This is a genomic window from Parabacteroides sp. AM17-47, from assembly GCF_003434625.1.
Lineage (GTDB): Bacteria > Bacteroidota > Bacteroidia > Bacteroidales > Tannerellaceae > Parabacteroides > Parabacteroides distasonis.
Genome location: NZ_QTLI01000010.1, coordinates 12,524 through 36,533 on the forward strand (window position 1 = coordinate 12,524; position 24,010 = coordinate 36,533).

Here is a 24,010-nt window from a genome sequence, read left to right on the forward strand (position 1 = left end):
GTAGACGCAATGTTCCGCAATAAATGTGATTTACGTGTAGGGTTGTTATCCGTAATAGCCTCTTTTACGCAATTGTTTGGATATGGAGTCGGTTTTTTGAGAAGTATTATTTGAAAATTCATTTAAATGGAGGGGTATGCACAGAGGCTATTGAAGGATATCAAACTAAAGGAAAAGATTTTTAGTTGAGTAGTAGGCTTAAAGAAGATATTTTTTTGTGGCAAATGAATATTTTTATTGATATTTGTGGATAAATTTTATAACTTGCGTTTAAGTTGTAAACTATAATCTAAATGAAGACAACACTAGGACTGACTTTACTACTTTTCGCTACCCTTTTTTCTTGTATGCGCCAAGAAAAACCATTACCTGCGGAACTATCTCGTGCGGAATCTGTTATGTGGGAGCATCCGGATAGCGCATTACTCTGTCTTTCCTCTTTGGATAGCTCAATCATGAATGAGCCGGAAAATATACGTATGTACCATGCTTTGCTTAAGATTAAAGCTAAAGATAAGCTGTATATTCCTCATAAATCAGACTCTTTGATCAAATCAATAGTTCAGTATTATGAGGACTATGGGACTCCAGATCAATTAATGGAGGCATATTATTATCTAGGAAGTACATACCGGGATATGGGAGATGCCCCAAGAGCGGTGAGAGCTTTTCAAGATGCTGCGGACATAGGGAAAGATAGTAAGCGATATGATATATTAGGACGGGTTTATGAGCAGATGGGATATCGACTGGCATATCAAGGTTTGTATGATGAGGCTCTCGAAGCTTATAGGAAATCGTATGAATACAAGATGTATGATAAAGGAAAAGGAGAGGTGATCGCATTGAGGAATATTGCTCGGATCTATAACGCCAAGCAAGATACAGACAGTGCTATATACTACTATCAATCTGCTTATGAGAAGGCATTGTTATTAAATGATCAATCGAGAATGGATAATGTACTAAGGGAATTGAGTAGCATCTATATAGATATGGGAAAATATGATTTGGCTAAAGATTTGTTCAGTAAGGTTTCAAGTATGAAGAATCAAGCAAATATATATTTTGGATTAGGTTGTATATATGAAAGTTATAAGCAAATAGATTCAGCTCTATATTATTTTGAGAAAGCAAATGAGTATGGGAATATCTATATGAAAAAAAATACGTATAGAATCTTATCCAAAATAAAAAACCAAGAAGGAGACCGTGAATTAGCCTTGAATTATGCGTATAAATGTATAGAACTGTCTGATTCAATTAAGAATCAAACAAAAACGGAAGCTGTAGCAAAAGTTAACTCATTATATAAGTATCAGCATACAGAAAAGGAGAATGTTCAATTGAAAATAGATAATGAAAAAAGAAAAATTCGCAATTATCAATTTGCATTATTTGTTGTTTTAATTATTTTCTTTAGTCTATGTTATATATATGTGTTAGAAAAGAAGAAAAAAGCAGCGATTGAAAAGGAGAAAAAAATACGTCTATTGAAAGAGAATCAATATGCGGAAAGTTTGGATTGTATTGAATATAATAATAAGAAAATTTCATATCTAGAGGAACTTTTGCAGCAATCGGAGTGTCAAAGAGATAATTTTAAAAAGCAACTTGTGCAATCTCAAAAGGAATTATTAGAACTATCAAACCGAAAGATTCTTACTTCTCAAAATGAAAAAAGTTTGCTTGAAATAGCTTTTCGAAAATCCGAAGTCTATCGGTTATTTCATGAAACAAGTAATAATACTGATACGGAAATTCAGAATAAGGATTGGAAGGAGTTGAGAAAAGAGATTGATACAACCTATTCAAATTTCACCGCTCAATTATATGCTTTATACCCGCAAATCTCAGAGTTAGAACTCCATATTTGTTATTTGATAAAAATATCCATGCCCGTGAAGGACATTGCAAGGTTAGTTGGACGCTCGACTCCTGCAATAACAGCATCCCGGATTCGTCTCTATAAAAAGATTCATGGAACAGAAGGTACCGCAGAAATGATGGATAAATTTATCGCTGATTTATAATAACTTAATCGCTGTAAACAAAAAGTAAATAAGAAGTAAATCCTATTTTGCTTATAGATTTCTCATAGAGACTATTTTTGTTTATAAAAATAGATAATGAAAAAGAGAAGTTTTATATTGGGATTAGTATTTCTGATGTTTGTTTCTTCAGTTGTGTATCCGAATAGAGTGAAGGATACTGAACAATCTTGGGAAGAAGAGGAAGATCGTTCTATAATATCTTCTCCTACATTATCAATAGATGAAAATAATATTTACATCCATTCTAATAAATTATTGGATGGACTTAATGTGAAAATTATAAATATAAAAGGAAATGTACTTTATAATGACATCATAACTGTTTCTTCTGAGATAGAATATCCTATTTCTATAGATTTTTTGCTGAATGGTGATTATAAGATATTTATATCAAAAGGAAATAATTATTTGGTTGGATATTTTGATGTGTTAAAATAGATATTATCAACTTAAATCTTTAAATCATGAAAAGATCTGTATCTTTATTAGGCATACTATGCCTATTCGTATCGTTTAGTGTCCAAGCCCAGTACACGAATATACAAACGTGGGGACAAAAATTGTATTATAACGGGAGTGATTATCCGGGTACATTCTTGAAATTAAAAGTTGCGGTCGCTAATCCTCGTATCTCAGGAACAGGAGGAAAGGTCGTTTTCTATGATTCAGAAAGCTCCCAGTATAATTATATAGAAGTAAAGGGGGTTTATCAATCTTCGGATGCTCGGTTGAAAACCAATATCACTCCCTTAAATAGTGGATTAGGAACCATATTGGGGTTAAAACCGGTATCTTACAATTGGAAAAGTGAGACATCGCAATTGAGATCAGCAGAAGCCGTACCTTCTAAAGCTTTTGGTTTCTTGGCACAGGAGGTAGCTGAGGTTATGCCAGAGATTGTGACGTTAAGTTCCACAGGTGATAGCTTGGTGGATTACACGGCTGTTATACCCGTTTTAGTACAGGCTGTAAAAGAATTGGACGCTACTATCCAACAACTGGAATTGCAATTGGATGAAAAAGCTAATTTGTCTGATTTGCAGAATAACAAGAATTTGACGAGTAAGTCTTTGCTCTCGAATGCGGTAATGAATCAAAATACGCCGAATCCGTTTAATTCTACCACGAATATATCCTTTACGATCCCTACATCCGCACGTTCTGCTTTTATCTCTATTTGCAATTTGCAAGGAACTCAAGTTAAGAAATTCGATATCGCTACCCGGGGAGAAGGTAGTATAATGGTAAGCTTTTCTGATCTAGGTGTCGCAGGTATGTATATGTATTCTTTGGTAGTAGACGGACAGTTGATCTCAACGAAACGTATGCTATTGGTACAATAATATTTATTTCTATTGAAGCTATAGTTTTTTTGATAAGATTGAGTGATACCGTCTGTAGAGGGTATCCTCAATCTTTTTTATACAAAAGATATGCGTTTATATTCCATTATAATTCCTGTTTATAACAGGCCGGATGAGCTTGATGATCTGTTATCAAGCCTTTGCAAGCAAACCTATGTCCATTTTGAGGTTATCGTGGTGGAGGATGGCTCTACGATACCGGCGAAAGAGATCGTAAGGCGATACCAAGAGCGGTTGGACCTCCATTATTGTGTGATCACGAACTCCGGCCCGGGTATGGCGCGTAATCATGGCGCTAGGCAAGCGCGTGGCGAGTATCTGCTCATACTGGATTCTGACGTGGTACTACCCTCCACGTGGCTTGAGCATATACACGACTCGTTGAATCATTATCCGGTGGATGCGTTCGGTGGTCCGGATAAGGCGCATGCCTCGTTTTCCCCGATCCAGAAGGCGATCAATTACGCCATGACCTCATTCCTGACGACCGGTGGTATCCGCGGCGGGAAGAAAAAGTTGGATAAATTTTATCCCCGTAGTTTTAATATGGGAATAAGGCGGGATGTATATGAGCGTCTGGGCGGTTTTTCCGGCATGCGATATGGTGAGGACATTGATTTTAGCATACGGATCATGGAGGCTGGTTATCGGACCCGGCTATTTCCTTCGGCATGGGTTTATCATAAAAGGCGGACGGATCTCACGCAGTTCTTCCGTCAGGTACGTCATTCGGGGGAGGCCCGGATCGCGTTGAACCGGAAACATCCCGGCTCATTGAAGCTGGTACATTGCTTACCGGCATTATTCACGTTTTCAGTCTGTCTATTGGTTATCGGCTCATTCTTTTGCCGCTTGTTTCTGGTGCCTCTTATTATTTATGCCCTTTTATTGTTTGTAGACGCAATGTTCCGCAATAAATGTGATTTACGTGTAGGATCGCTATCCGTAATAGCCTCTTTTACGCAATTGTTTGGATATGGTACTGGGTTCCTTAGAAGTATTATTTGAATGTTTATCTATTTATATTTTAGAACAACTTATATGAAAACAACAAGACTTTTTTCTTTCTTAATTTTAATTAGTTTAGTAGTAAACGCAAATGCTCAACTCCGGGTTCTTTCAAATGGACGAGTACAAGCAGGCCTTTTAAAAGACAATAATGAGGATTTAGGAAATGTAACCTCAATGCAGATATATGGTCGGATAGGGGATGCACGCGCAGGTTCGAAATTAACATTTGGTGATTTTGGACAATATGCGAATCAAGGTTGGAATGTGTTTGCTGGAGAATATGGAACCACGGATACGGATCAACTTTGGCTGCATGGGAAATTGGGTATTTATATGACTACAAATGGTTATGCTAACAATGTCGTGGCGTATTACAATCCGGCTAGTAATACTAATTTCGTGTTCAATACGAATCTTCGTGTGAATGGAGTGAATATAACTTCAGACGCTCGCTTGAAGGAAAATGTAGAGTCGCTGCAAAATCCATTAGCTCTTTTAGAGCAAGTGAATGGGGTCTCTTATTCATACAACCTCTCTACACTTGAGGAGAATAGGGAGCAGGATGAGTCTAAGTTCTCTGCCACATTGGATAATGGGATATCGGGAAGTTCCTCCGATTCAGAGGAGATTATGGATGCCGCTACTATCGCAAAGATAAATAGAGACAAACAAATCCAAGCAGAGATAGATCGAAGAGAGGCAGCGGAGGCTAGTCGTAAACGAATTGGTTTTTTGGCTCAAGACATACAAAAGGTATTACCCGAACTTGTACAAACGGATGAAAACGGGATGATGTCTATAGATTATATAGGTTTTATTCCGCTTATCGTAGAAAGTATCAAGGAGATGCAACAAACGATCCAACAACAGAATGAGGTGATTGATAATTTGCAAGCTCTACTATCGCCGGAGGTACAATCTCAATTACGTTCGAGCACGACTTCCACAAGTAATATAAGTGCTGTGGATAGCGCAAAATTATATAATAGGGAAGGTGCTTCTGTCTCTTATACCTTACCGGCGACGTTTGTGTCTGCTAGTCTACAGATATTTGATGTCACAGGTAAACCCGTGAAAGTTATTAAGTTGGATAATGGAAGTAGTAATGTGGTAGAAGTAAGCCGTTCGGAACTTGGTTATGGAACGTTTATTTATACTCTTTTTGTGGATGGGAAGAAAGCGGATATTCTTAAAAAATATATAAGTCTGTAGTTTATATGAGATCAAAAAAAATATATTTAATTTTAGTAATGCTTATTTGCCTGTATTCATCCTTGTTGTCACAAGGAGTTGATACGAGATCTTGCATGAATACTTTTACTAACCAGACTGTCTCTTCTGGGATGTCTATTTTAGGATGTACTACACTTGCGATACAAAACGTGACTGTGGCAAGTAGTGGAAATCTATCTCTTTCTGCACCAGCAGAAGTGACGATTAATGGGCCTTTTGAGGTGAAGTCAGGAGGTGTCTTAAATATGCAGTTATCTCAACAGATAATTTTCAATTATATTTATGACGCTTCCGGGAATAGGACTACACGAAGGTTTAGTTCGGTAACATCTTCTTTTTCTTCTGCTACTAGTACCTTTCAAGAGGAGACTATCGTAATAGATAAAGAGTGAGGCTTTGATCTTTTATGAGCAAATAATTAGTTCAACAACTTTATAGTGAATGTGATGAAAAGACACATATATATATTATTTTCATTCGTTTTGTATTTACATGGTTTGGCCCAGAACACATCGAATGTGTCAGGTTCTTTTGATATAGGGCCAATAGGAAATGCAACGTATAATATACCGATAGATCTTCCCCCTGGAACAGCGGGTTTACAGCCAAATATTTCTATAGTGTATAATAGCTTTTCGGGTGATGGAATAATGGGAAAAGGTTTTTCTGTATCGGCTCTATCTTCGATTACTCGTGTTAGTAAGACTATTTTTCACGACGGCGCTATTAATGATATAGAATTTAATAGTACGGATAAATATACGCTAGATGGTAATCGTTTGATGTATAATAGTCTTACAGGCGAATACCGGACAGAGATAAATCCTTATTCGAAGATAAATATTATATCAGCAAATACATCTTCTGCGCATTTTGAGGTAAGAACGAGAGAGGGTTTAATTTTAGAATATGGAAATACTGCTGATTCAAGGTTATGTGCGCAGTCTCCAAATAATAACCAAGTCTCTTTTTGGATGGTTAATAAAGTGAGAGATCGTGTTGGTAATTACTATACATATACATATGATAAAAATGAAAGCAGTGGAGAAATTAGACTGAAACAAATCGATTATACGGGAAGTGCTAGCCGTACTCCTTATTGTTCTGTAAAGTTTACATATACGGCTCGTAATTATGATGTTAATTTAAATTATATAGCAGGAAGTAAGTTTAAGGAAAGTAAATTGTTAAGTGAGATTGGTGTCTATTATGGCACTTCTTTGTTTCGTAAATATAATCTGTCATATAATTATGATGGGAATGATTATACGTATTTACTATCAAAAATAACGGTTACGGGAACTAATAACGAGACACTAAAACCCCTTACGTTTAGTTGGTATAAGAATACAGACTTCAAACAAACACAAGTAGTTTATGATCAGTCTACGTATGCGGCGAATTATGTAAATAAGTCATATATATCTTTGGGTGATTTTAATGGGGACGGAAGAACCGATTTTATCGCATCGCCTACGCCTGACGCAACTTGGACAGGCTGGCGATTATTTTTAGCTGATTCCAATGGTAATAGATTTACTTATTCTGGTACCGGATCTTTACCTGCTGATTTTAAAGAGATTATTCCGGGTGATTTTAATGGAGATGGTATTACTGATTTTATCGCTCGACGGGAAACTATTAGCCGAAGTGTAATGTCCGATTCTATATCTTCAAATGAAAATCAAGACGGTTCTGTTCTGACTTTTGAGAATGATCAATCAAACTTAAATGATAATTCAAGCCTGTCAGATTCTCTTGTGCCCTCAAATGGAGATATTGCGGTTGCATCTGTTACTTATCAGAATTATTTCGTATATTATGGAACAGGTAATGGTTTTATAGCAGGGCCAAGTGTGACGACCGAGTCTCGTCCGCACGGAGTGAGAGTGGCTGACTTTAATGGAGATGGTGCTATGGATTTATTTGTCTATTATACCAGTAAAAGTGCTGGATTACATGATTTTAAAATTTGTATGTCTGGCTTTTCTGCAGGGAACCTAATAGCATTTAATACTATAAAATCAGGAATTATCAATGGGAAAACGAACTGGGATCGGGTTGAGGTCTGGGATTTTAATGGCGATGGTCTGGCTGAGGTTATGAACTTAAAAGAGAATGGCTATGAGCATTATTATAATAATGGCTTTGGTTCTGTGGTACAAGACCGTACCGGTACGCTTCCTAATAAAAATCATATAATTAGTTTTGGTGATTTTAATGGTGACCGTAAAATAGATATGTTATTAACCGGATGGAATAACACAGAATGGAGTAATTGGCAGACTTTATTATCTACAGGAGCTGGATTTGAGAGTTATTCTTTTCCTAAAAAGTTTACTACTTATTCAAAGGATATATTCGTTTGTGATTTGAATGGCGATGGATGTGATGATTTCTTTGCTGTTGATAAAGTTTCAGGTAGTAGTACAACTCCACTTAAATGTTACTTGGGATATGATAGTGGACGTAATTTCAAGGAATATTCGAGTGTTAATACTTATGGTTCAGATAAATGGAATTTTTATCCATTAGACACACGAGCTGATGGAAAGTTGGGGTTTTTAGTCGTATCTGCTCCTTTCTCATGGAATGGTTATCAATTATATATGCCCAATGCGGATTTTTCTAATTTGTTAAAATCGACAACTGATTCTCATGGTAATATAACAACTGTTACATATAAAAAAATGGCGGATACCTCTATCTATACGAAAACAGTATCGAGTGGTGGTTCATCTACTGTTGCAGGATACGATTGCTTATCTTTTACTGCTCCTTTTAAACTAGTCTCAAATGTAAGTACAAGCAATGGTATTGGTGGAACTAATAGCATATCCTATAATTATGAGAACGCAAAGGTCTGTAAGCGAGGACGTGGTTTCTTGGGATTTGCTAAAACGATCATGAATGATTTGGGTACATCTATAAAAACTACTGTTACCCAAGAATTTTCAGGTGATTATTATCAAGCGGCTACGAAAAGTGTAGAGAAAGTTTATGTCCCAACAAATCGTAAGTTAACTCAAGTGGATTATGTGAATACCTTAGTGAAATCTACGGATTTCTCGGGTTCATTTGCTTTCCATCCTACATCAGTGAAAGAACAGTCTTATGAACCGGCAGCTAATAAACTGACTCAGTCGGTAACGACTAGCTACTCTTATGATGCCTATGGAAATGTATTGACACAAACAGCTACTTACGGAAATGGAGATATTCAGAAAGTAACGAATACATATAGTAATAATACGGCGAATTGGTTGTTAGGATTACTGACTCGTAGTGTGAGTGTAAGCACCGTGAATGGTAGTTCTCAAACAAATACTGTAGACTATGCGTATGATGCGAATGGCTTGTTGAAAACGCAGACAGTAGAACCGAACCAATCTGCTTATAAAACAGTAGTAACTTTTCAGTATGATGGATTTGGAAATGTTACATCAAAAACAAAAACGGTAGGTAGTATTTCTAGAATTGAATCGTATGCGTACGATAATGGCCGTTTCTTAAAAACATATACCAATGTATTGGGACAAATAGAATCTTCTACGTATGATGCAATTACAGGATTGTTGGTTTCTCAAACAGATATAAGTGGAGATGTTTATACTTATACGTATGACGGTTTTGGAAAGATAAAGACTAAATCCCAAAAATCTGCTACGGGAAATACCGCTATGATTAATTGGGCATGGACCAATAACAGTCCGAATCATTCGGTTATACTTCGAACAGAAACAATGGGAGATGGTCAAGTGATGAAAATTTGGTATGATGCCTTAGGGCGTGAAATACAATCGAGTTATAAGAATTTTTTAGGTAAAGAGGTCTATATGGTTACTACCTACGATGCATTGGGACGAACTACTCAAGTGTCTGAACCTTATTATTCTGGTGCTTCTTCTATTCAATATCATGCTAGCCAATATGATAGTTTTGGAAGGATCAGTAAGCAAATTACTCCTCTAGGTACAATTTCGTATAGTTATTCAGGAAATCAAACGACAATTAATGATGGAACTAAAGGATATACAACTATCCGTGAAACGGATTTGGCAGGCAAATTAAAACGTGTAACAGATCCGGGAGGTACTATTACTTATACATACGGACCATCCGGAAATCCAACTAAAATTGTGTGTGGTTCCACAACTTCCACGATGGAATACGACCTATTAGGACGACGTACAAAATTGATAGATCCTAATGCGGGTACAATACTTTGTAGTTATGATGGTTGGGGAAATCTGAAAAAACAAACGGATGCTAGGGGACAGGCGGAAGAATATATCTATGAGAATAGCGGGCGACTACAAACCTATAAAAGAGGTACCGAATCTTTCTCGTATGTTTATGATCCTACCTATAAGAATCAAGTGAAATCTGTTATTTATGGCGGTGTGAAAACGGAATATGGTTACGGGACTTATGGCCGATTGTCATCTAAGACGGAAACCGTAGATAGCAAATCGTTTAAATTCTCCTATACCTATAATGATAAAGGACAGTTGGAAACTATGACATACCCAAATTCTAAGTCTATCAAATACGAATATGTAAATGGGGATCTATATAAAATGATTTGGCTGTCTAGTAATACTACGGTATGGCAGAAGGGCAATGAAAATGCAAAAGGGCAACTCTTATCATCCACGTTAGGCAATAGTATACAAGAAAGTTATGTGTACAATGCGGTTGGAATGCCGACTTCTATTCAAGCAAAGAAGGGATCTTCTACTCTTTTGAACATCAGTTATCCAAGTATTGATACTCATCAAAATATCAGAGAGAGAAAGGATCTGTATAAGTCTTTATCAGAGAGTTTTACTTATGATGATATGAATCGGTTGACTACAGGTGTGACTTATAGTGCAAACGGTAATATCACTTCTAAAGTCAACGTTGGAAGTTATCAATATGACTCTAATCATCCTCATGCGGTAAAAAGTGTAAACTTTAATGGGGCAGCAGAATTTAATAACTCAGATTTATTAGTGACATATAATAGTGTCCGCATGCCCATTCAACTAACGGAAGGAAATAAAGTCTATACGTTAACTTATAACGGCGAGAATACACGTATCAAGAGTCTATACAAAGAGAATAACTCATCAGTGTTCACGAAATATTACAGTGGTCCTTATGAAGAGATACAAAAAGGTTCTATAACGCAGAAAAATTATTACATTTACGCCGGAGGCCAGATTGCGGCGGTCTATACGGAAGGCTCGTCTGATGCGGGGATGTATTATTTCCATAATGACCATCTAGGTTCTCCTTGGTTGATAACGAATACTTCCGGTAATGAGGTCCAACGTTTGAACTTTGATGCTTGGGGACGTAGGCGTGATGCTTCAAACTGGAGCAATTACGTGAACTTACCGACATTCAAATTTGACCGTGGCTTTACGGGTCATGAGCATTTGGATATGTTCGGACTGATCAATATGAATGCCCGATTGTACGATCCTTTGCTGGGCCGCTTCTTAAGCCCGGATCCGATCGTGCAAGCGCCGGAGTTCACGCAGTCGTTCAATGGCTATACGTATGCGTTGAATAATCCGTTGGCTTATACGGACCCTAACGGGGAAAGCCTTATTTTGGCAGCGGCTATTATTGGTGGCTGGATTGGTATGGGGAGTGCTATGGTTTCTAGTGAAAAAAGTGGCTGGGGATTAGCAGGTGATATGTTTAAAGGATTATTTGTAGGAGCTGCTTCTGGTGCTGCAGGAGCTTGGGCTGGAGGAGCAGTGGCAGGATCATTAACCGCAGGAGGTTTTATTTCTGGAGGTTTAACTGGAATGGCTAGTGGCTTTAGTGGAGGTTTTGTTGGCTGTTCAGGAAACGCTTGGCTATCGGGTGCGGGCTTTGGTGGTGGTTTGAAAGCTGGTCTAATAGGAGGAGGTTTGGCTGGTGCTTTTAGTGGCTTTACTGGTGGATTAATTCGTGGCTTTACGGATATGGCTAATGGATATAATTTTTGGAATGGATCGAAAACTTCAGAATTTGTGATTGGGGTTAATCATGCTAAGATAGCAGAAAATTATAACTCAAGTCTAGCAGCTGAATTTAATGATGAAAATTTGAATACTCGGATTTTGGAAGAATTTGACATACAAAAAGGAGATATGGGAATAGAGAAGATTACTACGAAAACTGGGCGTAAATATGGTATGATAACAGATGAAACCTATGTGAATAAAAAGACAGGAGCTAATGTTGCAGGATATTTAGATCGTTTTTCTGGAGGGAAGAGTGAGCTTCATATATCACCTAAATTTGCTGGTGGAAATATTGTGGATTTTAGGGCTGTTGTAGGACATGAGTTAATACATGCTTATCATCACAATATATTAATGGAAAATTGTCTCTCTAAATTCACAGAAAGTGTAGCTTATAGATATTCTGCAGGAGTATATTTTAGTGCAGGCCGAATTCAAGATGCAATTGGGCAAGTGAGAACCGCTTTAAAATTAAATTTTTGGCAATCATATCCTAGTAGTTATTCTTTACCTAAAATGATGAAATTTAGATGAAAAATTTGAGATGTAAGTTTATTGTGTTATTTCTGATATGTTCGGGAAGTTTATTTTCTCAAACATACTCACTTGGAAATCAATCAAAGTGGAATCAATTATCAAATGTATTGGTTTCTTGCGACTTGAACTTATTAAAGGATAATAGATATTACATTTTACTCTCTGTTGGAACCTCGGAACTTGTACAAAATATATTTCCTTCTTATGGATTTTTTCATAAAGAAGGAAATATGTATTATTTGCAAGATATCCCAAGTGGAGCTAATATTGTTTTGGAAGAGATTAATCATTCGAATCTAATCGTTAGGAAAGGTTTTTCATTTATGGAAAATGAACTATTTTTCTATGAAAATGATGCGGATGATTCTTTCTCTTATTTGTTAGATTTTAAAGATAGATGTGAAAGTGTACGTACTTATAGTTTAGAATCTAAAGATAAAAAAAATATTGAAATTCAACCTTTGCCATTAGGGACATATAGAAATGGATTTGTATCTCTATTTTTAGATTTGGATTTTTGTTATAAAATATATTATTTATTAGATGGATATTCTTGTTTATTATCTGAGGGGAAATGGTCAAAAGAGAATAATGAACTATTTTTATATGATCCGGTTTTAGAGTATTCATTTAAGGGTTTTGTTCAATCTGATGGCTTGAGAATGACTCGTTTTCCAAATGAACTGAATTTAAAATGGGATTATCACTTAGTAAGTGATGAAGCTTATCCATTTATAGTATGGTAAGGTGTATAAGTATTTTATCTAATCAAATAGAATTGTTAAAGGTGTATTGTGAAATGCACCTTTATTTCTTTTTAAAATATGTGCTTTAAGGAAATGAATTTATATTATTCTTTATTGAAGGTGATAAATAGGAGTAATATCATTTTATATGTTAAATAGATGGAGATCGTTAAGCAAATAGTATGTTTGGTACATAGTGGATAATTTTTCATCGCTAAACTCGTTATATGTTTACCTTCGGATATTTGGGAGATGTAATATTTTCAAAAAGTGGATGTTGAACTTATAAATGAAAAATGAAAATGATTAAATGTTTGTCTGTCTTATTAGTCTCTTTTCTGTTTTTAATGACGGGATGTGCGCCCAAAGTCATTACAAATATCTCTAAAAGTTACCCGGCAAGCGTAACTGCGGATAAGGTTCGTTTGTATGAGCTGGGGGAGGCTGTTCCTGCCTCGGCAGAGAGGATCGGCAATGTTTCTGTAGTGGATAACGGAGTGTCTACTAAATGTAATTATGATCAGGTTGTTTGGTTGGCGAAACAAGAAACGGCAAAAGCGGGAGGTAACGCATTGGCGTTGACAGACCATCGGAAACCTTCATTATTGGGTAGTAGTTGCCATCAGATAGCCGGTAGTATGCTTTTAGTGTCGGACACGGTGGCGTTTCGGGCCGCTCCTCTATCGAAAGCGTTGGATTTGGAGGAAGAGGCTGTCGTGGAGAAGTCTTCATTTGAGCATAACACGATTTATGCGAATATAGGTTACGCTTTTGTGACCAGTAAATTTTATTTGCCACCGGGTGGGTCTGGCCATCCTAAAAACGGATTGGATTGGCAAGTTGGGTATGATTGGATATCAAGGAGCGGTTTCGGTGCTGGCTTATTGTATTCGGGATATAAATCGTCTTATATTTATTCGGGAATAGATATTAACGTGGGGCTTACTTATGTCGCTCCTCAATTTGTGATGAAACAAATCATAAACCGATGGATCGTGGAAGAGAAAATAGGTATAGGATATTTTAGTTACCGGGAATCGGCGAGGGGGATAAGCGAGTCCTTATCCGGTGTAGGATATAATTTCTCATTAGGCGCAGAATATCTTTTGTCAAAGCATGTGGGAGTGGGCTTGAATATCGGTTATGTAGGAGGTTCCTTACCCAAGCAAGAGAATGTCTCTTACGATAAAGGAGATTACTCTGGCTTATTTCGTTTGACTTTTGATGCGGGGGTACGATTCCATTTCTAGTATTGACGAAAAAATGTTATCAAGATGTTGAAAATAGGATGTTTATGGATGATGTTGTCTATCAGTGTAACTGCATTTGCTCAAGACACTTCTTCTGATTGTGATAAAGAATATTACGATAGGTATGGGAGATGGATGGAAAATCATCTAGTGACATGGTGGGGTGTCCCACCAGTTTTGATGAGATCGTCCGGTAAATATGCGGATTTGATTTGTGAGAAGTTATCGGAGATTAATTATGAGGATACCCATTTTTTTATAACATTTTTGATAGATGAGAATGGGATACCTTATTGTAGCTCGTCTTCTTGGGAGAAAGGTATGGATGGAGAGGATAGGGATACTATACAGGAATTGTCAAAATCATTTAGGTTCATCTCAGCAAAAAATGGAGATTTGGCCGCTAAAAGTTTCTATAATTTTGTTCTTAAAAGAAGCAAGGACAGTGGACAATGGCATTATTCGGAGTCATTGATGTTTGAGAAAGAACAAGATAAATTATTGCCGGATGGGAATATCGTAGAAAATATGAGCCTTGTGATTGCAACTGATCGAGACACTGTTTTGATGGGTGATACTGTAAGGGTAAGCTTGCGATTTAAGAATATATCGGATAAGGATAAGCTGTTTTATCCGGGAGGAGTGATTATGATATACGAAAAATCTATGCGAATGAGTTCTAGTATAATGCCTCCTAGTTTCATATTGTCGAAGGGAAAATCGGATCAGTTACAAAATATACCGTCCGGTTTAGTCTATGAGATTAACTACCCCGTAATAGTATCATCCCCATTGTTTAAGGAAGGCGAGAATAGGTTAATGTTTAGATATCATTGGGGATTGAATTTATCTAAGAAAAATGTAACTGATAATATAATATATGGAAACTTGTATAGTAAAGAGGTTCGTACATATGTAGGAAGTGATTTGTGTGTATTTGGTTTATAGAACTTCAATTCTACGTCTTTTTAGTTTGAAATCCGGATAAAGTTTGTATCTTTGGAAATAGCTCTGAATATAAGTGTCTTACTTCTAAAATATATGCGTTATGAGATACCTAATTTATTTTTCACTATTTCTTTTGCAGTTGGCGTTTATCTCTTGCGAGAAAGAAGAGATAATAGAGGATACACCTAAAGAAACACCCTATTATCTGGGATATTTTGAGGGGGCGGTAAACGGACAGGATATTTCTATTAGGAATAAGTCGGCTTCATGGAGATATATAGATGCTGGATTTTATTCGGAAGTAAGGAGGGGAGAATGGGAGGTCTTGAGATGTTCGCATTGGACGATTCCACTGGATCGCGAACATTCAAGCCGTTATGCGATGAAGGTGGTATTGCTCCCATTACAAGAAGGAGAATATAATATAGAGAAGGGGATTCGGACACAAGAGGAGATAACGTCTTATATCCGGATAACGGATTCACTAAATAAGGTGGAATATTGTCCTTTAAAAAAACCGTTTAAGGTCTATGTGGATAGTGTTCGTTACCATGAATCGTCCATGATGCCATATATTGAGGGAAAGATGGAAGGGACTTTATATAATAGGTACGATGTAAATGATTCTATCGTCGTAAAAGATGCTATATTCGGTATCCATTGATAGTGGATGATAACCGCTGCCTTACGATATTTTGGCTATTTTTAATTTTTACCTTCTGAACATTTGGGGGTTCACTCTGTTCTAACAAAGCATTGGATATCCGGCATGTATTTAGTAGTGAATTAATTAAACGTCAAAATTATGAAGGTGAAAATATTATACACGGCTTTAATCTCATTGATCGCGGGAGGAGCGATGGCGCAAGATTGTACGTTCTTCTTTCCGCAAACAGAGGGAACGGTATGGGTCCGTAAAGGATATGACGCAAAGGGAAACTTACAATCTGTTATGAGTTATCAAGTGGATGAGGTGGAAACATTGCCTTCCGGCCAAGAGGTGGAAGCGGACTACGTATATACTAATCCCTCCGGTACGATCGTGAACAAAGGAGATATCAAGGCATACTGCCAGAATGGAGAATTTTTCCTCGACTCGAAAGAGACGCTCTCTTATCCGGGAGTGGTATCGGAAATGAATACGAATGTGGATATCACGGAGAACTTTATAAATTACCCAAATCCGTATGCGGCTAATTTCGATAAGAATAACGTGTATTTCGACGAGGCTTCCGTAAAGATCTACGATAAGAAGAACCGGAAGAATCGTAAGGATATGGCCATTAAGGACCGTGAGTTTATTAAAACGGAAAGCATAACAACTCCTGCCGGTACGTTCGATTGCGCTAAGGTAAAATATAATATCGCTACACGTTCCCCTAAATCAAAGGAGACAATCACTGGGTATGGCTATGAGTGGTACAGCCCGAATGTAGGCTTAGTGCGTACGGAACAATATGATAAGAATAACGTATTACAATCCTATACGGTATTGGAAGAATTAAAATAAAAAGGCGACTACAATCTTATGATTTGTATTAACCGGTTTAAGTGGATACGCTGTTGCTGAGAAGTGACAGCGTATTTTCTTTTATGGGAAAGATTGGGCAATTTTCTTTTTGTTTGACGTTTTTCGTTAACTTGCGGCAAATTTCGGAAAATGGAAAGAGAATATAAATCAAAAGTGGGATGGTGGTATCATTTGGTGATTATCATGGTGGTAATCGGTTGCGTGGCTGCGTTTTTGCGTACCAATATATCGGCTATAGTGGGTATGATGATCGCTGCGTTGGGGGTGCTTCATGTTTTCTTTAATACGTATTATCGGATAACGGAAGATGATATGTTGATAGCGCATTGTAGTATTTTCCCGGAGAAGAAGATCGCTATCGCTGATATAGAGGCGTTGGAATCTACCGTGATGCCGGTGTCCAGCTACGCCCTTTCGTTGGATCGGCTGATCATATGGAGCAATGGGAAACCTTGGATGCTCATATCTCCGACCAACCGGGCTGATTTTATCAAACAGCTGAGAAAGATTAATCCTAATATACAACTTAAATAGATCTAATAGTATGAAATACGATGTCGCTATAATCGGTGGAGGTCCTGCCGGTTATACTGCCGCGGAGAGAGCGGCGCAGGGTGGGCTTTCCACGATTCTTTTTGAGAAAAACGCATTGGGCGGGGTTTGTTTGAATGAGGGATGTGTGCCGACAAAGACGCTTCTTTATTCCGCTAAGACGTATGATAATATCAAGCATGCTTCCAAGTATGCGGTGAAAGCGGAGAATCCTTCTTTTGATCTCCCGAAAATCATCGCCCGTAAGAATAAGGTCGTGAAAAAGCTGACAGCCGGTATCCGTATGAAAATGACGGAGCATGGCGTGGTGATGGTTACGGCGGAAGCTTGTATCCAAGGGCGTGCGGCCGACGGGACGATTACGATCGCCGCCGGAGAAGAGCTATACGAGGCTGCGAACCTTTTGATCTGTACGGGATCAGAAACGGTAATTCCTCCTATACCCGGATTGGCGGAGACGGAATATTGGACGAGCCGGGAGGCGTTGCAATCGAAGGAGCTTCCGGCCTCTTTGGTGATAATCGGTGGAGGCGTGATCGGTATGGAGTTCGCTTCTTTCTTCAATAGCCTTGGGGTAGAGGTACATGTCGTGGAGATGTTGGATAAGATATTAGGCCCGATGGATCGTGAGCTGTCCGAAATGTTGCAAGCGGAATACGCTAAACGGGGGATTAAGTTCTATCTAAGTTATAAAGTGACCGGGGTGCATGGAACCGAGGTTTCTGTAGAGAAAGACGGGGAGACATTCACGTTGCATGGCGATAAGGTCCTTTTGAGTGTAGGGCGTCGTCCGGTTACGAAAGGTTTTGGCTTGGAGACACTGGCTCCGGAGACTTTTCGTAATGGGGTGAAGGTGAATGAGTACATGCAGACTTCCCTGCCAAATGTATATGCTTGCGGTGATATTACCGCTTTTTCCTTACTGGCGCATACGGCAGTTAGCGAGGCGGAGGTGGCCGTGGATCATCTCTTGGGCAAATTGCGCCCGATGAGTTATAAGGCTATTCCGGCTGTCGTTTATACGAATCCGGAGATCGCCGGTGTCGGGAAGACAGAGGAGGAGTTGCAGGCAGAAGGTATTTCGTATACCGTGAAAAAAATACCGATGGCATTCTCTGGGCGTTTTGTCGCGGAGAATGAGATGGGGAATGGTGTTTGTAAGTTGATCTTGTCGGAGGATGAGACGTTGATCGGTGCCCATATGTTGGGTAATCCGGCCTCGGAGTTGATCGTGATCGCCGGAATCGCTATTGAGAAGGGGATGAAATCGGATGAGTTAAAGTCGTTTGTGTTCCCGCATCCTACGGTAGGAGAGATTATTAAGGAAGCGCTTTATTGAAATAATTATGTACCTTTGTGCCGATAATAGCGGCACATGGGTACATTTGAAGGATATGTAGGGATTCGTTTGTGGGACGGACAATTGGTGGACGATGTGGTCTTTAGCCTTTTGTTCGTCTTATTTATGTGTTTTGCGTTGGTGTTCCGTACCAATTATCGTTTATTCCTGAAGATGATGCGTGATGTGGTATATGTGAAAGAACGTCAAAATTTATTTGAGGTAACGAGGGGGAGCGAATGGCTCTTCCGGAATTTCATGACGTTTCAAGCCTTGTTTCTTTGTAGCGTTTGCCTTTTTGCTATCGCTAGGGCATATGGGTATTTCAACCATTTGCTAGAAAATACGGTGTTGATATCTATTGGGTTGATAATGATGGTATTGATACTGTTTTATTGGTGTAAGCGCTGTTTCTATTATTTATTGGGGGTTGTTTTTACGGACGCTCCGAAATACAAGTTTTGGAAGACTAATTATAACGCTATTATAGGAGCGTGGGGGATTTGTTTATACATTCCGGCACTTTGGTTGGTATTCGTGGGGAGCAGTATACAGATTCCTGTTTTGTTGTTTGTATTTTTCTATATTCTGTGTCGTTTTGTGATAATTTATAAGACCATACGGATATTTCACAGGAAAAATAGCAGTTTTTTATATATTAGTTTGTACCTTTGCGGCCAAGAAATATTGCCTTTAGTTTTTCTGTATGAAGGCATTATTTATTTGTATAACTTTATCGAGTCAAGTACTCTATGGCATTGAATATTAAAAAATTATTGGTATCACAACCGAAGCCTGCATCGGAGAAATCACCATATTTCGATATTGCAGAAAAATACGGTGTGGAAATAGATTTCCGCCCGTTCATCAAGGTTGAACCTTTATCTTCCAAGGAGTTCAGGCAGCAACGAATCTCGGTTTTGGATCATACCGCCGTTATTTTTACGGCTCGTACGGCTATCGATCATTTCTTTCATTTATGCGAGGAATTGCGTGTGGCTATCCCGGAAACGATGAAGTATTTCTGTATGACAGAGGCGATCGCTGTTTATCTCCAGAAGTATATCGTTTATAGAAAACGTAAGATTTTTTATGGTCAGACCGGTAAGGCAGATGATTTGGTGACTGTTATCGCCAAACATGCGAAGGAGAAATACCTAGTACCTGTTTCCGATGTACATAAAGATGATCTATTCGCTTTGTTAGATGCGAAGAAAATCAACTATACGAAAGCGGTGATGTTCCGTACGGTGAGCAATGATTTCGCGAAGGACGAGAAATTCGATTATGATATGTTGGTTTTCTTTAGTCCGTCGGGTATCTCTTCCTTATTGAAGAACTTCCCGGATTTCAAGCAAGACGATATAAAGATCGGCTGCTTTGGCCCTACTACGGCAAAGGCTGTTAAAGATGCGGGTCTGCGTTTGGACGTTGAGGCTCCCACGGTGGAAGCCCCTTCTATGACTGCTGCTTTGGATTTATATCTGAAAAAACAGCAAGACGGTAAAAAATAATGACGACAAAAAGGTATACCCTTTCAAAAGAAGAACGCCTGTCGTGGAAACGTTACATTGACCTATTATTCGAAAAAGGACAATCGTTCGTGGCGTTTCCACTGCGGGTCGTTTATTTACCGATGGAGGAAGAGATGCCAGCCCGTGCTTCCTTCTTAGTGAGTGTACCGAAGAAAAGATTTAAGAGAGCCGTAAAACGTAACTTGATCAAACGACAGGTACGTGAGGCTTACCGGGTTCGTAAATATGATTTACTGGAACCGTTGGAAGCGAAGAATAAGGGCATGTTAATCGCATTCCTGTACCTCGATAAAGAGATCCATCCGTACGCTACGATGGAAAAGGCAATGAAGAAAGCGATCCATATCCTTCGGGATAAAGAATAATGAGACGCTTTTTTACCACATTACTCTTATTGCCGGTTTATTTCTATAAATATTGTATCTCTCCTATGACACCGGCTTCATGCAGGTATACGCCCACTTGTTCCGAATATGCGGTGCAAGCCTTGAAGAAATATGGCCCTGTGAAAGGATTGTATCTTGCGGTTAAACGAATACTTCGTTGCCATCCTTGGGGTGGGAGCGGTTATGATCCGGTTCCGTAACGCCATGGGTTATTATGATATACATACGCATCAGATGCCTTTCCATAAGGAGGATATCGCGATTATAAATAGGATCGTGAGTCCAATGGGTGATATGCAGCCGGGTCCACTTCTTGATACGGTTATTCGTTCCTATGGTATCCATCCGTGGTATATATATAATGTAAAGGAACAGATGGATGGACTTAGGGGCTTGGCCTCCGGTCCGGAAGTCGTGGCGATCGGAGAGGCTGGACTTGATACGCTGGCCGAATCTCCAATGGATTTGCAAAAAGAGGTGTTTCTGGCACAAGCCAATTTAGCGGAGGAAACACATAAGCCATTAATCATCCATTGCGTAAAAGCGTGGGCGGATCTCATTGCCTGTAAAAAGGCCGTGAAACCGGAGATGCCTTGGATTATCCATGGCTTTCGAGGTAATGGTGAACTTGCCTCCCAATTGGTTCGCTTGGGGTTTTATCTCTCTTTTGGAGATCGTTTTAATCCATCGGCTTTGCGTGCCGCATGGCCTGATTTCCTTTTCTTGGAGACCGATGATAAATCGATTGATATCCGCGGGGTCTACCAAAATGTAGCGGAAGCGTTGGATATTCCGGAAGAAAAGCTGCGGATTCAAATCGCTAAAAACGTTTCTATCTTCCACCTAAACGGATAATTATCAATTATCAATTTTCGATTCTCAATTAAAAAGTCGTACCTTTGCCTCGTATGAGATAAAGTGACAAATATATTAATGTAATACGATATAAATTAATACGATGAATTTTGTAGAAGAATTAAGATGGAGGGGCATGATCGCTGATATGATGCCCGGGACGGAAGAGCAATTGCAGAAAGAGTTGACATCGGCCTATGTGGGGATCGACCCAACGGCAGACTCTTTGCATATCGGACACTTAGTAAGTGTGATGATGCTGAAGCATTTCCAACGTGCCGGTCATCGTCCTATCGCTTTAGTGGGTGGCGCTACCGGTATGATCGGTGACCCGTCTATGAAGTCTGCCGAGCGTAATTTGCTGGACGAGGCTACTCTTCGTCACAATCAGGATTGCATCAAGAAACAATTGGCTAAGTTCCTTGATTTTGACTCCGAGGCTCCTAATGCCGCTAAGTTGGTGAACAACTATGACTGGATGAAGGGTTATTCTTTCTTGAATTTTATCCGTGATATCGGTAAGCATATTACCGTGAACTACATGATGGCTAAGGATTCAGTGAAGAAACGTTTGAGCCGCGAATCTAGTGTAGGTATGTCTTTCACCGAGTTTTCTTATCAATTGCTACAAGGCTACGATTATTTGTATTTGTATGAGCATGAGGGTTGCCGCCTACAGATGGGTGGTACCGATCAGTGGGGTAATATCACGACTGGAACGGAATTGATCCGTCGTACGTTGGGAGGGGAGGCTTATGCCTTGACTTGCCCGTTGATCACGAAGGCTGACGGTGGTAAGTTCGGAAAGACGGAATCCGGTAATATCTGGTTGGATCGTCGCTATACTTCTCCGTATAAATTCTATCAATTCTGGTTGAACGTAAGCGACGCTGACGCCGCCAAGTATATCAAGATCTTCACGGACTTGAGCCAAGAAGAGATCGCCGCTTTGGAGGCGGAGCAAGAGGCCGCTCCTCATTTGCGTCCGTTGCAGAAACGTTTGGCGAAAGAAGTGACTGTTATGGTTCACTCTTTGGAAGATTATGAGGCCGCTGTCGAGGCTTCCAATATCTTGTTTGGTAACTCCACGCACGAGGCTTTGTTGAAATTGGATGAGGACACATTACTAGCCGTATTCGAGGGTGTTCCTCATTTCGATATCTCCCGTGATGAATTGGCCGCAGGAATCAAGGCTGTTGATTTGTGTACTGAAAAAGCCGCTATCTTCCCTTCAAAAGGTGAGATGCGTAAATTGGTACAAAGTGGTGGCGTAAGTTTTAACAAAGAGAAATTAGCGGAGGTTGATACTGTAATCGACTGTTCTTCACTGCTTGACGATAAGTATTTATTGGTTCAAAGAGGTAAGAAAAATTATTATTTGTTGATCGCAAAGTAAAAAAATAATCAAAAAATTTGCAAGGTAAGATTTTATTCTTACCTTTGCATCGCTTTAGTAAAGCAATCGGATTGTCTCATGGTGTAATGGTAGCACTACAGTTTTTGGTTCTGTCTGTCGAGGTTCGAATCCTCGTGAGACAACTCAACAATCCAGAGAGAGGGATGTCAATTTTGGCATCCCTTTTTTATTTTGTGGCATTTTCCCGTATAGATAGCTTATCCGATAAATCCCTAGGGAAAATGAGGTAGTACTTACTTTGGCAATGAAGTATATCTTCTCTGCCACCTGAAGTATATCTCCTGTGGTATTCGCAGTATAATTGCGGGGATAACCTTGCGATGTGTTTTTTATCTACACTTTTATTTATTTTTTATACATTTGTGGAAATTCTGATTTAAATCTATATTGTTATGTCACGTTCATTTCTTTTGTTTAGTTTTATCCTATATCGTGTTTTCTTGAGCAGTCTGGCGAATGCTAGTGATGTCGATTTGTCTGCACCCATGGATAAAGGCGGGTGGAAATTGATATGGAGTGAGGAGTTTGACTATACGGGATTTCCTGATTCTACGAAATGGTCTTATGATACGGAAGGTAATGTATATCAATGGGGAAATAACGAGGCTCAATATTATACATCCGGCAGAAAGGAGAACGCTTGGGTCTCGGATGGGGTGTTGAGGATTACGGCCTTGAAAGAACCGATGGAAGGTCGTTCATATACATCGGCTCGCCTGATTACGAAAGGAAAAGGGGATTGGTTGTACGGACGTTTTGAGATTCGGGCGAAACTCCCGACTGGACGAGGGACATGGCCGGCCATCTGGATGCTTCCAACGGATTGGGAATACGGGGATTGGCCAAAAAGCGGGGAAATAGATATTATGGAAAATGTGGGCTATGATCCCGACACGATCGTAGGTTCTTCGCATACGGAAAAATATAATCATGCGATCGGAACTCAAAAAAATGCTAAAATTGCGTGTCCGGATTGTTATAAAGCGTTTCACGTGTACGCCTTGGAATGGGAGGAAGATGAGTACCGGCTTTATGTAGATGATCAATTATACTTTACATTTAAGAACGAGGGGACAGGCTATGAGGTTTGGCCTTACGATAAACGCTTTCATATCTTGCTGAATCTGGCGATCGGTGGGAATTGGGGAGGCCAAAAGGGTATTGATGATTCTCTTTTTCCACATGTGTTCGAGATTGATTATGTAAGAGTTTATAAGAAGTAGGGTGTAACGTGATGTTTTTTTATT

Annotated in this window: 20 protein-coding genes; all 20 read left to right on the top strand. The window is 39.0% G+C overall.

The genetic code is table 11. The features are described from left to right. The first annotated feature begins 293 nt into the window (after positions 1 to 293). The 20 genes from DW205_RS09595 (at position 294) to DW205_RS09700 (ending at position 23,986) form a co-directional block, all read left to right on the top strand. On the top strand, positions 294 to 2,033 hold the full coding sequence (locus tag DW205_RS09595) for a lipopolysaccharide assembly protein LapB (protein ID WP_008777701.1): 1,740 nt from the start codon (positions 294 to 296) through the stop codon (positions 2,031 to 2,033). A 96-nt stretch (positions 2,034 to 2,129) separates the two neighbouring features. Then, complete coding sequence (locus DW205_RS09600) at positions 2,130 to 2,492, top strand: DUF3244 domain-containing protein (RefSeq protein ID WP_005863687.1); 363 nt, start codon at positions 2,130 to 2,132, stop codon at positions 2,490 to 2,492. 26 nt (positions 2,493 to 2,518) lie between these two features. Then, a complete protein-coding gene (locus tag DW205_RS09605) occupies positions 2,519 to 3,397 on the top strand; it encodes a tail fiber domain-containing protein (protein ID WP_005863685.1) in 879 nt (292 codons plus the stop codon). Between the two features lie 90 nt (positions 3,398 to 3,487). Further along, entirely contained in the window at positions 3,488 to 4,426 is a 939-nt protein-coding gene (locus DW205_RS09610) for a glycosyltransferase family 2 protein (protein ID WP_005863683.1), read from the top strand. A gap of 177 nt (positions 4,427 to 4,603) precedes the next feature. Further along, on the top strand, positions 4,604 to 5,641 hold the full coding sequence (locus DW205_RS09615; protein ID WP_227793788.1) for a tail fiber domain-containing protein: 1,038 nt from the start codon (positions 4,604 to 4,606) through the stop codon (positions 5,639 to 5,641). 467 nt (positions 5,642 to 6,108) lie between these two features. Then, positions 6,109 to 12,201: an FG-GAP-like repeat-containing protein gene (locus tag DW205_RS09625; RefSeq protein WP_121963081.1), complete on the top strand. Its 6,093-nt coding sequence runs from the start codon at positions 6,109 to 6,111 to the stop codon at positions 12,199 to 12,201. Beyond that, positions 12,198 to 12,950 (top strand): hypothetical protein, encoded by a 753-nt coding sequence (locus tag DW205_RS09630; RefSeq protein ID WP_005863673.1) that lies wholly within the window; start codon positions 12,198 to 12,200, stop codon positions 12,948 to 12,950. The genes DW205_RS09625 and DW205_RS09630 overlap by 4 nt, the downstream gene beginning before the upstream one ends. 296 nt (positions 12,951 to 13,246) lie before the next feature. Beyond that, the gene (locus DW205_RS09635; RefSeq protein WP_008777704.1) at positions 13,247 to 14,200 is read left to right on the top strand and encodes an outer membrane beta-barrel protein; all 954 of its coding nucleotides are present in this window, start codon (positions 13,247 to 13,249) and stop codon (positions 14,198 to 14,200) included. A 24-nt stretch (positions 14,201 to 14,224) separates the two neighbouring features. Further along, positions 14,225 to 15,148: a hypothetical protein gene (locus DW205_RS09640; RefSeq protein ID WP_005863670.1), complete on the top strand. Its 924-nt coding sequence runs from the start codon at positions 14,225 to 14,227 to the stop codon at positions 15,146 to 15,148. 100 nt (positions 15,149 to 15,248) lie between these two features. Continuing rightward, positions 15,249 to 15,812 (top strand): DUF5025 domain-containing protein, encoded by a 564-nt coding sequence (locus DW205_RS09645; RefSeq protein WP_005860305.1) that lies wholly within the window; start codon positions 15,249 to 15,251, stop codon positions 15,810 to 15,812. Between the two features lie 141 nt (positions 15,813 to 15,953). Next, complete coding sequence (locus DW205_RS09650; RefSeq protein WP_005860303.1) at positions 15,954 to 16,658, top strand: hypothetical protein; 705 nt, start codon at positions 15,954 to 15,956, stop codon at positions 16,656 to 16,658. A gap of 150 nt (positions 16,659 to 16,808) precedes the next feature. Next, positions 16,809 to 17,213 (top strand): PH domain-containing protein, encoded by a 405-nt coding sequence (locus DW205_RS09655; protein ID WP_005863668.1) that lies wholly within the window; start codon positions 16,809 to 16,811, stop codon positions 17,211 to 17,213. A gap of 10 nt (positions 17,214 to 17,223) precedes the next feature. After that, complete coding sequence (gene lpdA / locus DW205_RS09660) at positions 17,224 to 18,570, top strand: dihydrolipoyl dehydrogenase (RefSeq protein ID WP_005863666.1); 1,347 nt, start codon at positions 17,224 to 17,226, stop codon at positions 18,568 to 18,570. 36 nt (positions 18,571 to 18,606) lie between these two features. Beyond that, positions 18,607 to 19,332, top strand: a complete 726-nt coding sequence (locus DW205_RS09665) for a DUF4271 domain-containing protein (RefSeq protein ID WP_005860300.1) — start codon at positions 18,607 to 18,609, stop codon at positions 19,330 to 19,332. After that, on the top strand, positions 19,329 to 20,084 hold the full coding sequence (locus DW205_RS09670; protein ID WP_029257164.1) for a uroporphyrinogen-III synthase: 756 nt from the start codon (positions 19,329 to 19,331) through the stop codon (positions 20,082 to 20,084). Before DW205_RS09665 ends, DW205_RS09670 begins: the two co-directional genes overlap by 4 nt. After that, entirely contained in the window at positions 20,084 to 20,470 is a 387-nt protein-coding gene (gene rnpA / locus DW205_RS09675) for a ribonuclease P protein component (RefSeq protein ID WP_005863662.1), read from the top strand. Before DW205_RS09670 ends, rnpA begins: the two co-directional genes overlap by 1 nt. Then, a complete protein-coding gene (yidD, locus tag DW205_RS09680) occupies positions 20,470 to 20,691 on the top strand; it encodes a membrane protein insertion efficiency factor YidD (protein ID WP_005863660.1) in 222 nt (73 codons plus the stop codon). The genes rnpA and yidD overlap by 1 nt, the downstream gene beginning before the upstream one ends. Beyond that, a complete protein-coding gene (locus DW205_RS09685) occupies positions 20,675 to 21,346 on the top strand; it encodes a TatD family hydrolase (protein ID WP_005863658.1) in 672 nt (223 codons plus the stop codon). Before yidD ends, DW205_RS09685 begins: the two co-directional genes overlap by 17 nt. Positions 21,347 to 21,449: 103 nt before the next feature. Next, a complete protein-coding gene (tyrS, locus tag DW205_RS09690) occupies positions 21,450 to 22,742 on the top strand; it encodes a tyrosine--tRNA ligase (RefSeq protein ID WP_008777706.1) in 1,293 nt (430 codons plus the stop codon). A gap of 413 nt (positions 22,743 to 23,155) precedes the next feature. After that, a complete protein-coding gene (locus DW205_RS09700) occupies positions 23,156 to 23,986 on the top strand; it encodes a family 16 glycosylhydrolase (RefSeq protein ID WP_005863654.1) in 831 nt (276 codons plus the stop codon). Positions 23,987 to 24,010 lie beyond the last annotated feature (24 nt).

Excerpts from the sequence above, each read along its gene's own strand:
- DW205_RS09650 (WP_005860303.1), top strand. The coding sequence starts at position 15,954 with ATGAAGGTGAAAATATTATACACGGCTTTAATCTCATTGATCGCGGGA.
- DW205_RS09625 (WP_121963081.1), top strand. The coding sequence starts at position 6,109 with ATGAAAAGACACATATATATATTATTTTCATTCGTTTTGTATTTACAT.
- tyrS (WP_008777706.1), top strand. The coding sequence starts at position 21,450 with ATGAATTTTGTAGAAGAATTAAGATGGAGGGGCATGATCGCTGATATG.
- DW205_RS09665 (WP_005860300.1), top strand. The coding sequence starts at position 18,607 with ATGGGTACATTTGAAGGATATGTAGGGATTCGTTTGTGGGACGGACAA.
- DW205_RS09645 (WP_005860305.1), top strand. The coding sequence starts at position 15,249 with ATGAGATACCTAATTTATTTTTCACTATTTCTTTTGCAGTTGGCGTTT.
- DW205_RS09685 (WP_005863658.1), top strand. The coding sequence starts at position 20,675 with ATGATCCGGTTCCGTAACGCCATGGGTTATTATGATATACATACGCAT.
- DW205_RS09605 (WP_005863685.1), top strand. The coding sequence starts at position 2,519 with ATGAAAAGATCTGTATCTTTATTAGGCATACTATGCCTATTCGTATCG.
- DW205_RS09595 (WP_008777701.1), top strand. The coding sequence starts at position 294 with ATGAAGACAACACTAGGACTGACTTTACTACTTTTCGCTACCCTTTTT.
- DW205_RS09600 (WP_005863687.1), top strand. The coding sequence starts at position 2,130 with ATGAAAAAGAGAAGTTTTATATTGGGATTAGTATTTCTGATGTTTGTT.
- DW205_RS09655 (WP_005863668.1), top strand. The coding sequence starts at position 16,809 with ATGGAAAGAGAATATAAATCAAAAGTGGGATGGTGGTATCATTTGGTG.
- yidD (WP_005863660.1), top strand. The coding sequence starts at position 20,470 with ATGAGACGCTTTTTTACCACATTACTCTTATTGCCGGTTTATTTCTAT.
- DW205_RS09630 (WP_005863673.1), top strand. The coding sequence starts at position 12,198 with ATGAAAAATTTGAGATGTAAGTTTATTGTGTTATTTCTGATATGTTCG.
- lpdA (WP_005863666.1), top strand. The coding sequence starts at position 17,224 with ATGAAATACGATGTCGCTATAATCGGTGGAGGTCCTGCCGGTTATACT.
- rnpA (WP_005863662.1), top strand. The coding sequence starts at position 20,084 with ATGACGACAAAAAGGTATACCCTTTCAAAAGAAGAACGCCTGTCGTGG.
- DW205_RS09700 (WP_005863654.1), top strand. The coding sequence starts at position 23,156 with ATGTCACGTTCATTTCTTTTGTTTAGTTTTATCCTATATCGTGTTTTC.
- DW205_RS09640 (WP_005863670.1), top strand. The coding sequence starts at position 14,225 with ATGTTGAAAATAGGATGTTTATGGATGATGTTGTCTATCAGTGTAACT.
- DW205_RS09615 (WP_227793788.1), top strand. The coding sequence starts at position 4,604 with ATGCAGATATATGGTCGGATAGGGGATGCACGCGCAGGTTCGAAATTA.
- DW205_RS09635 (WP_008777704.1), top strand. The coding sequence starts at position 13,247 with ATGAAAATGATTAAATGTTTGTCTGTCTTATTAGTCTCTTTTCTGTTT.
- DW205_RS09610 (WP_005863683.1), top strand. The coding sequence starts at position 3,488 with ATGCGTTTATATTCCATTATAATTCCTGTTTATAACAGGCCGGATGAG.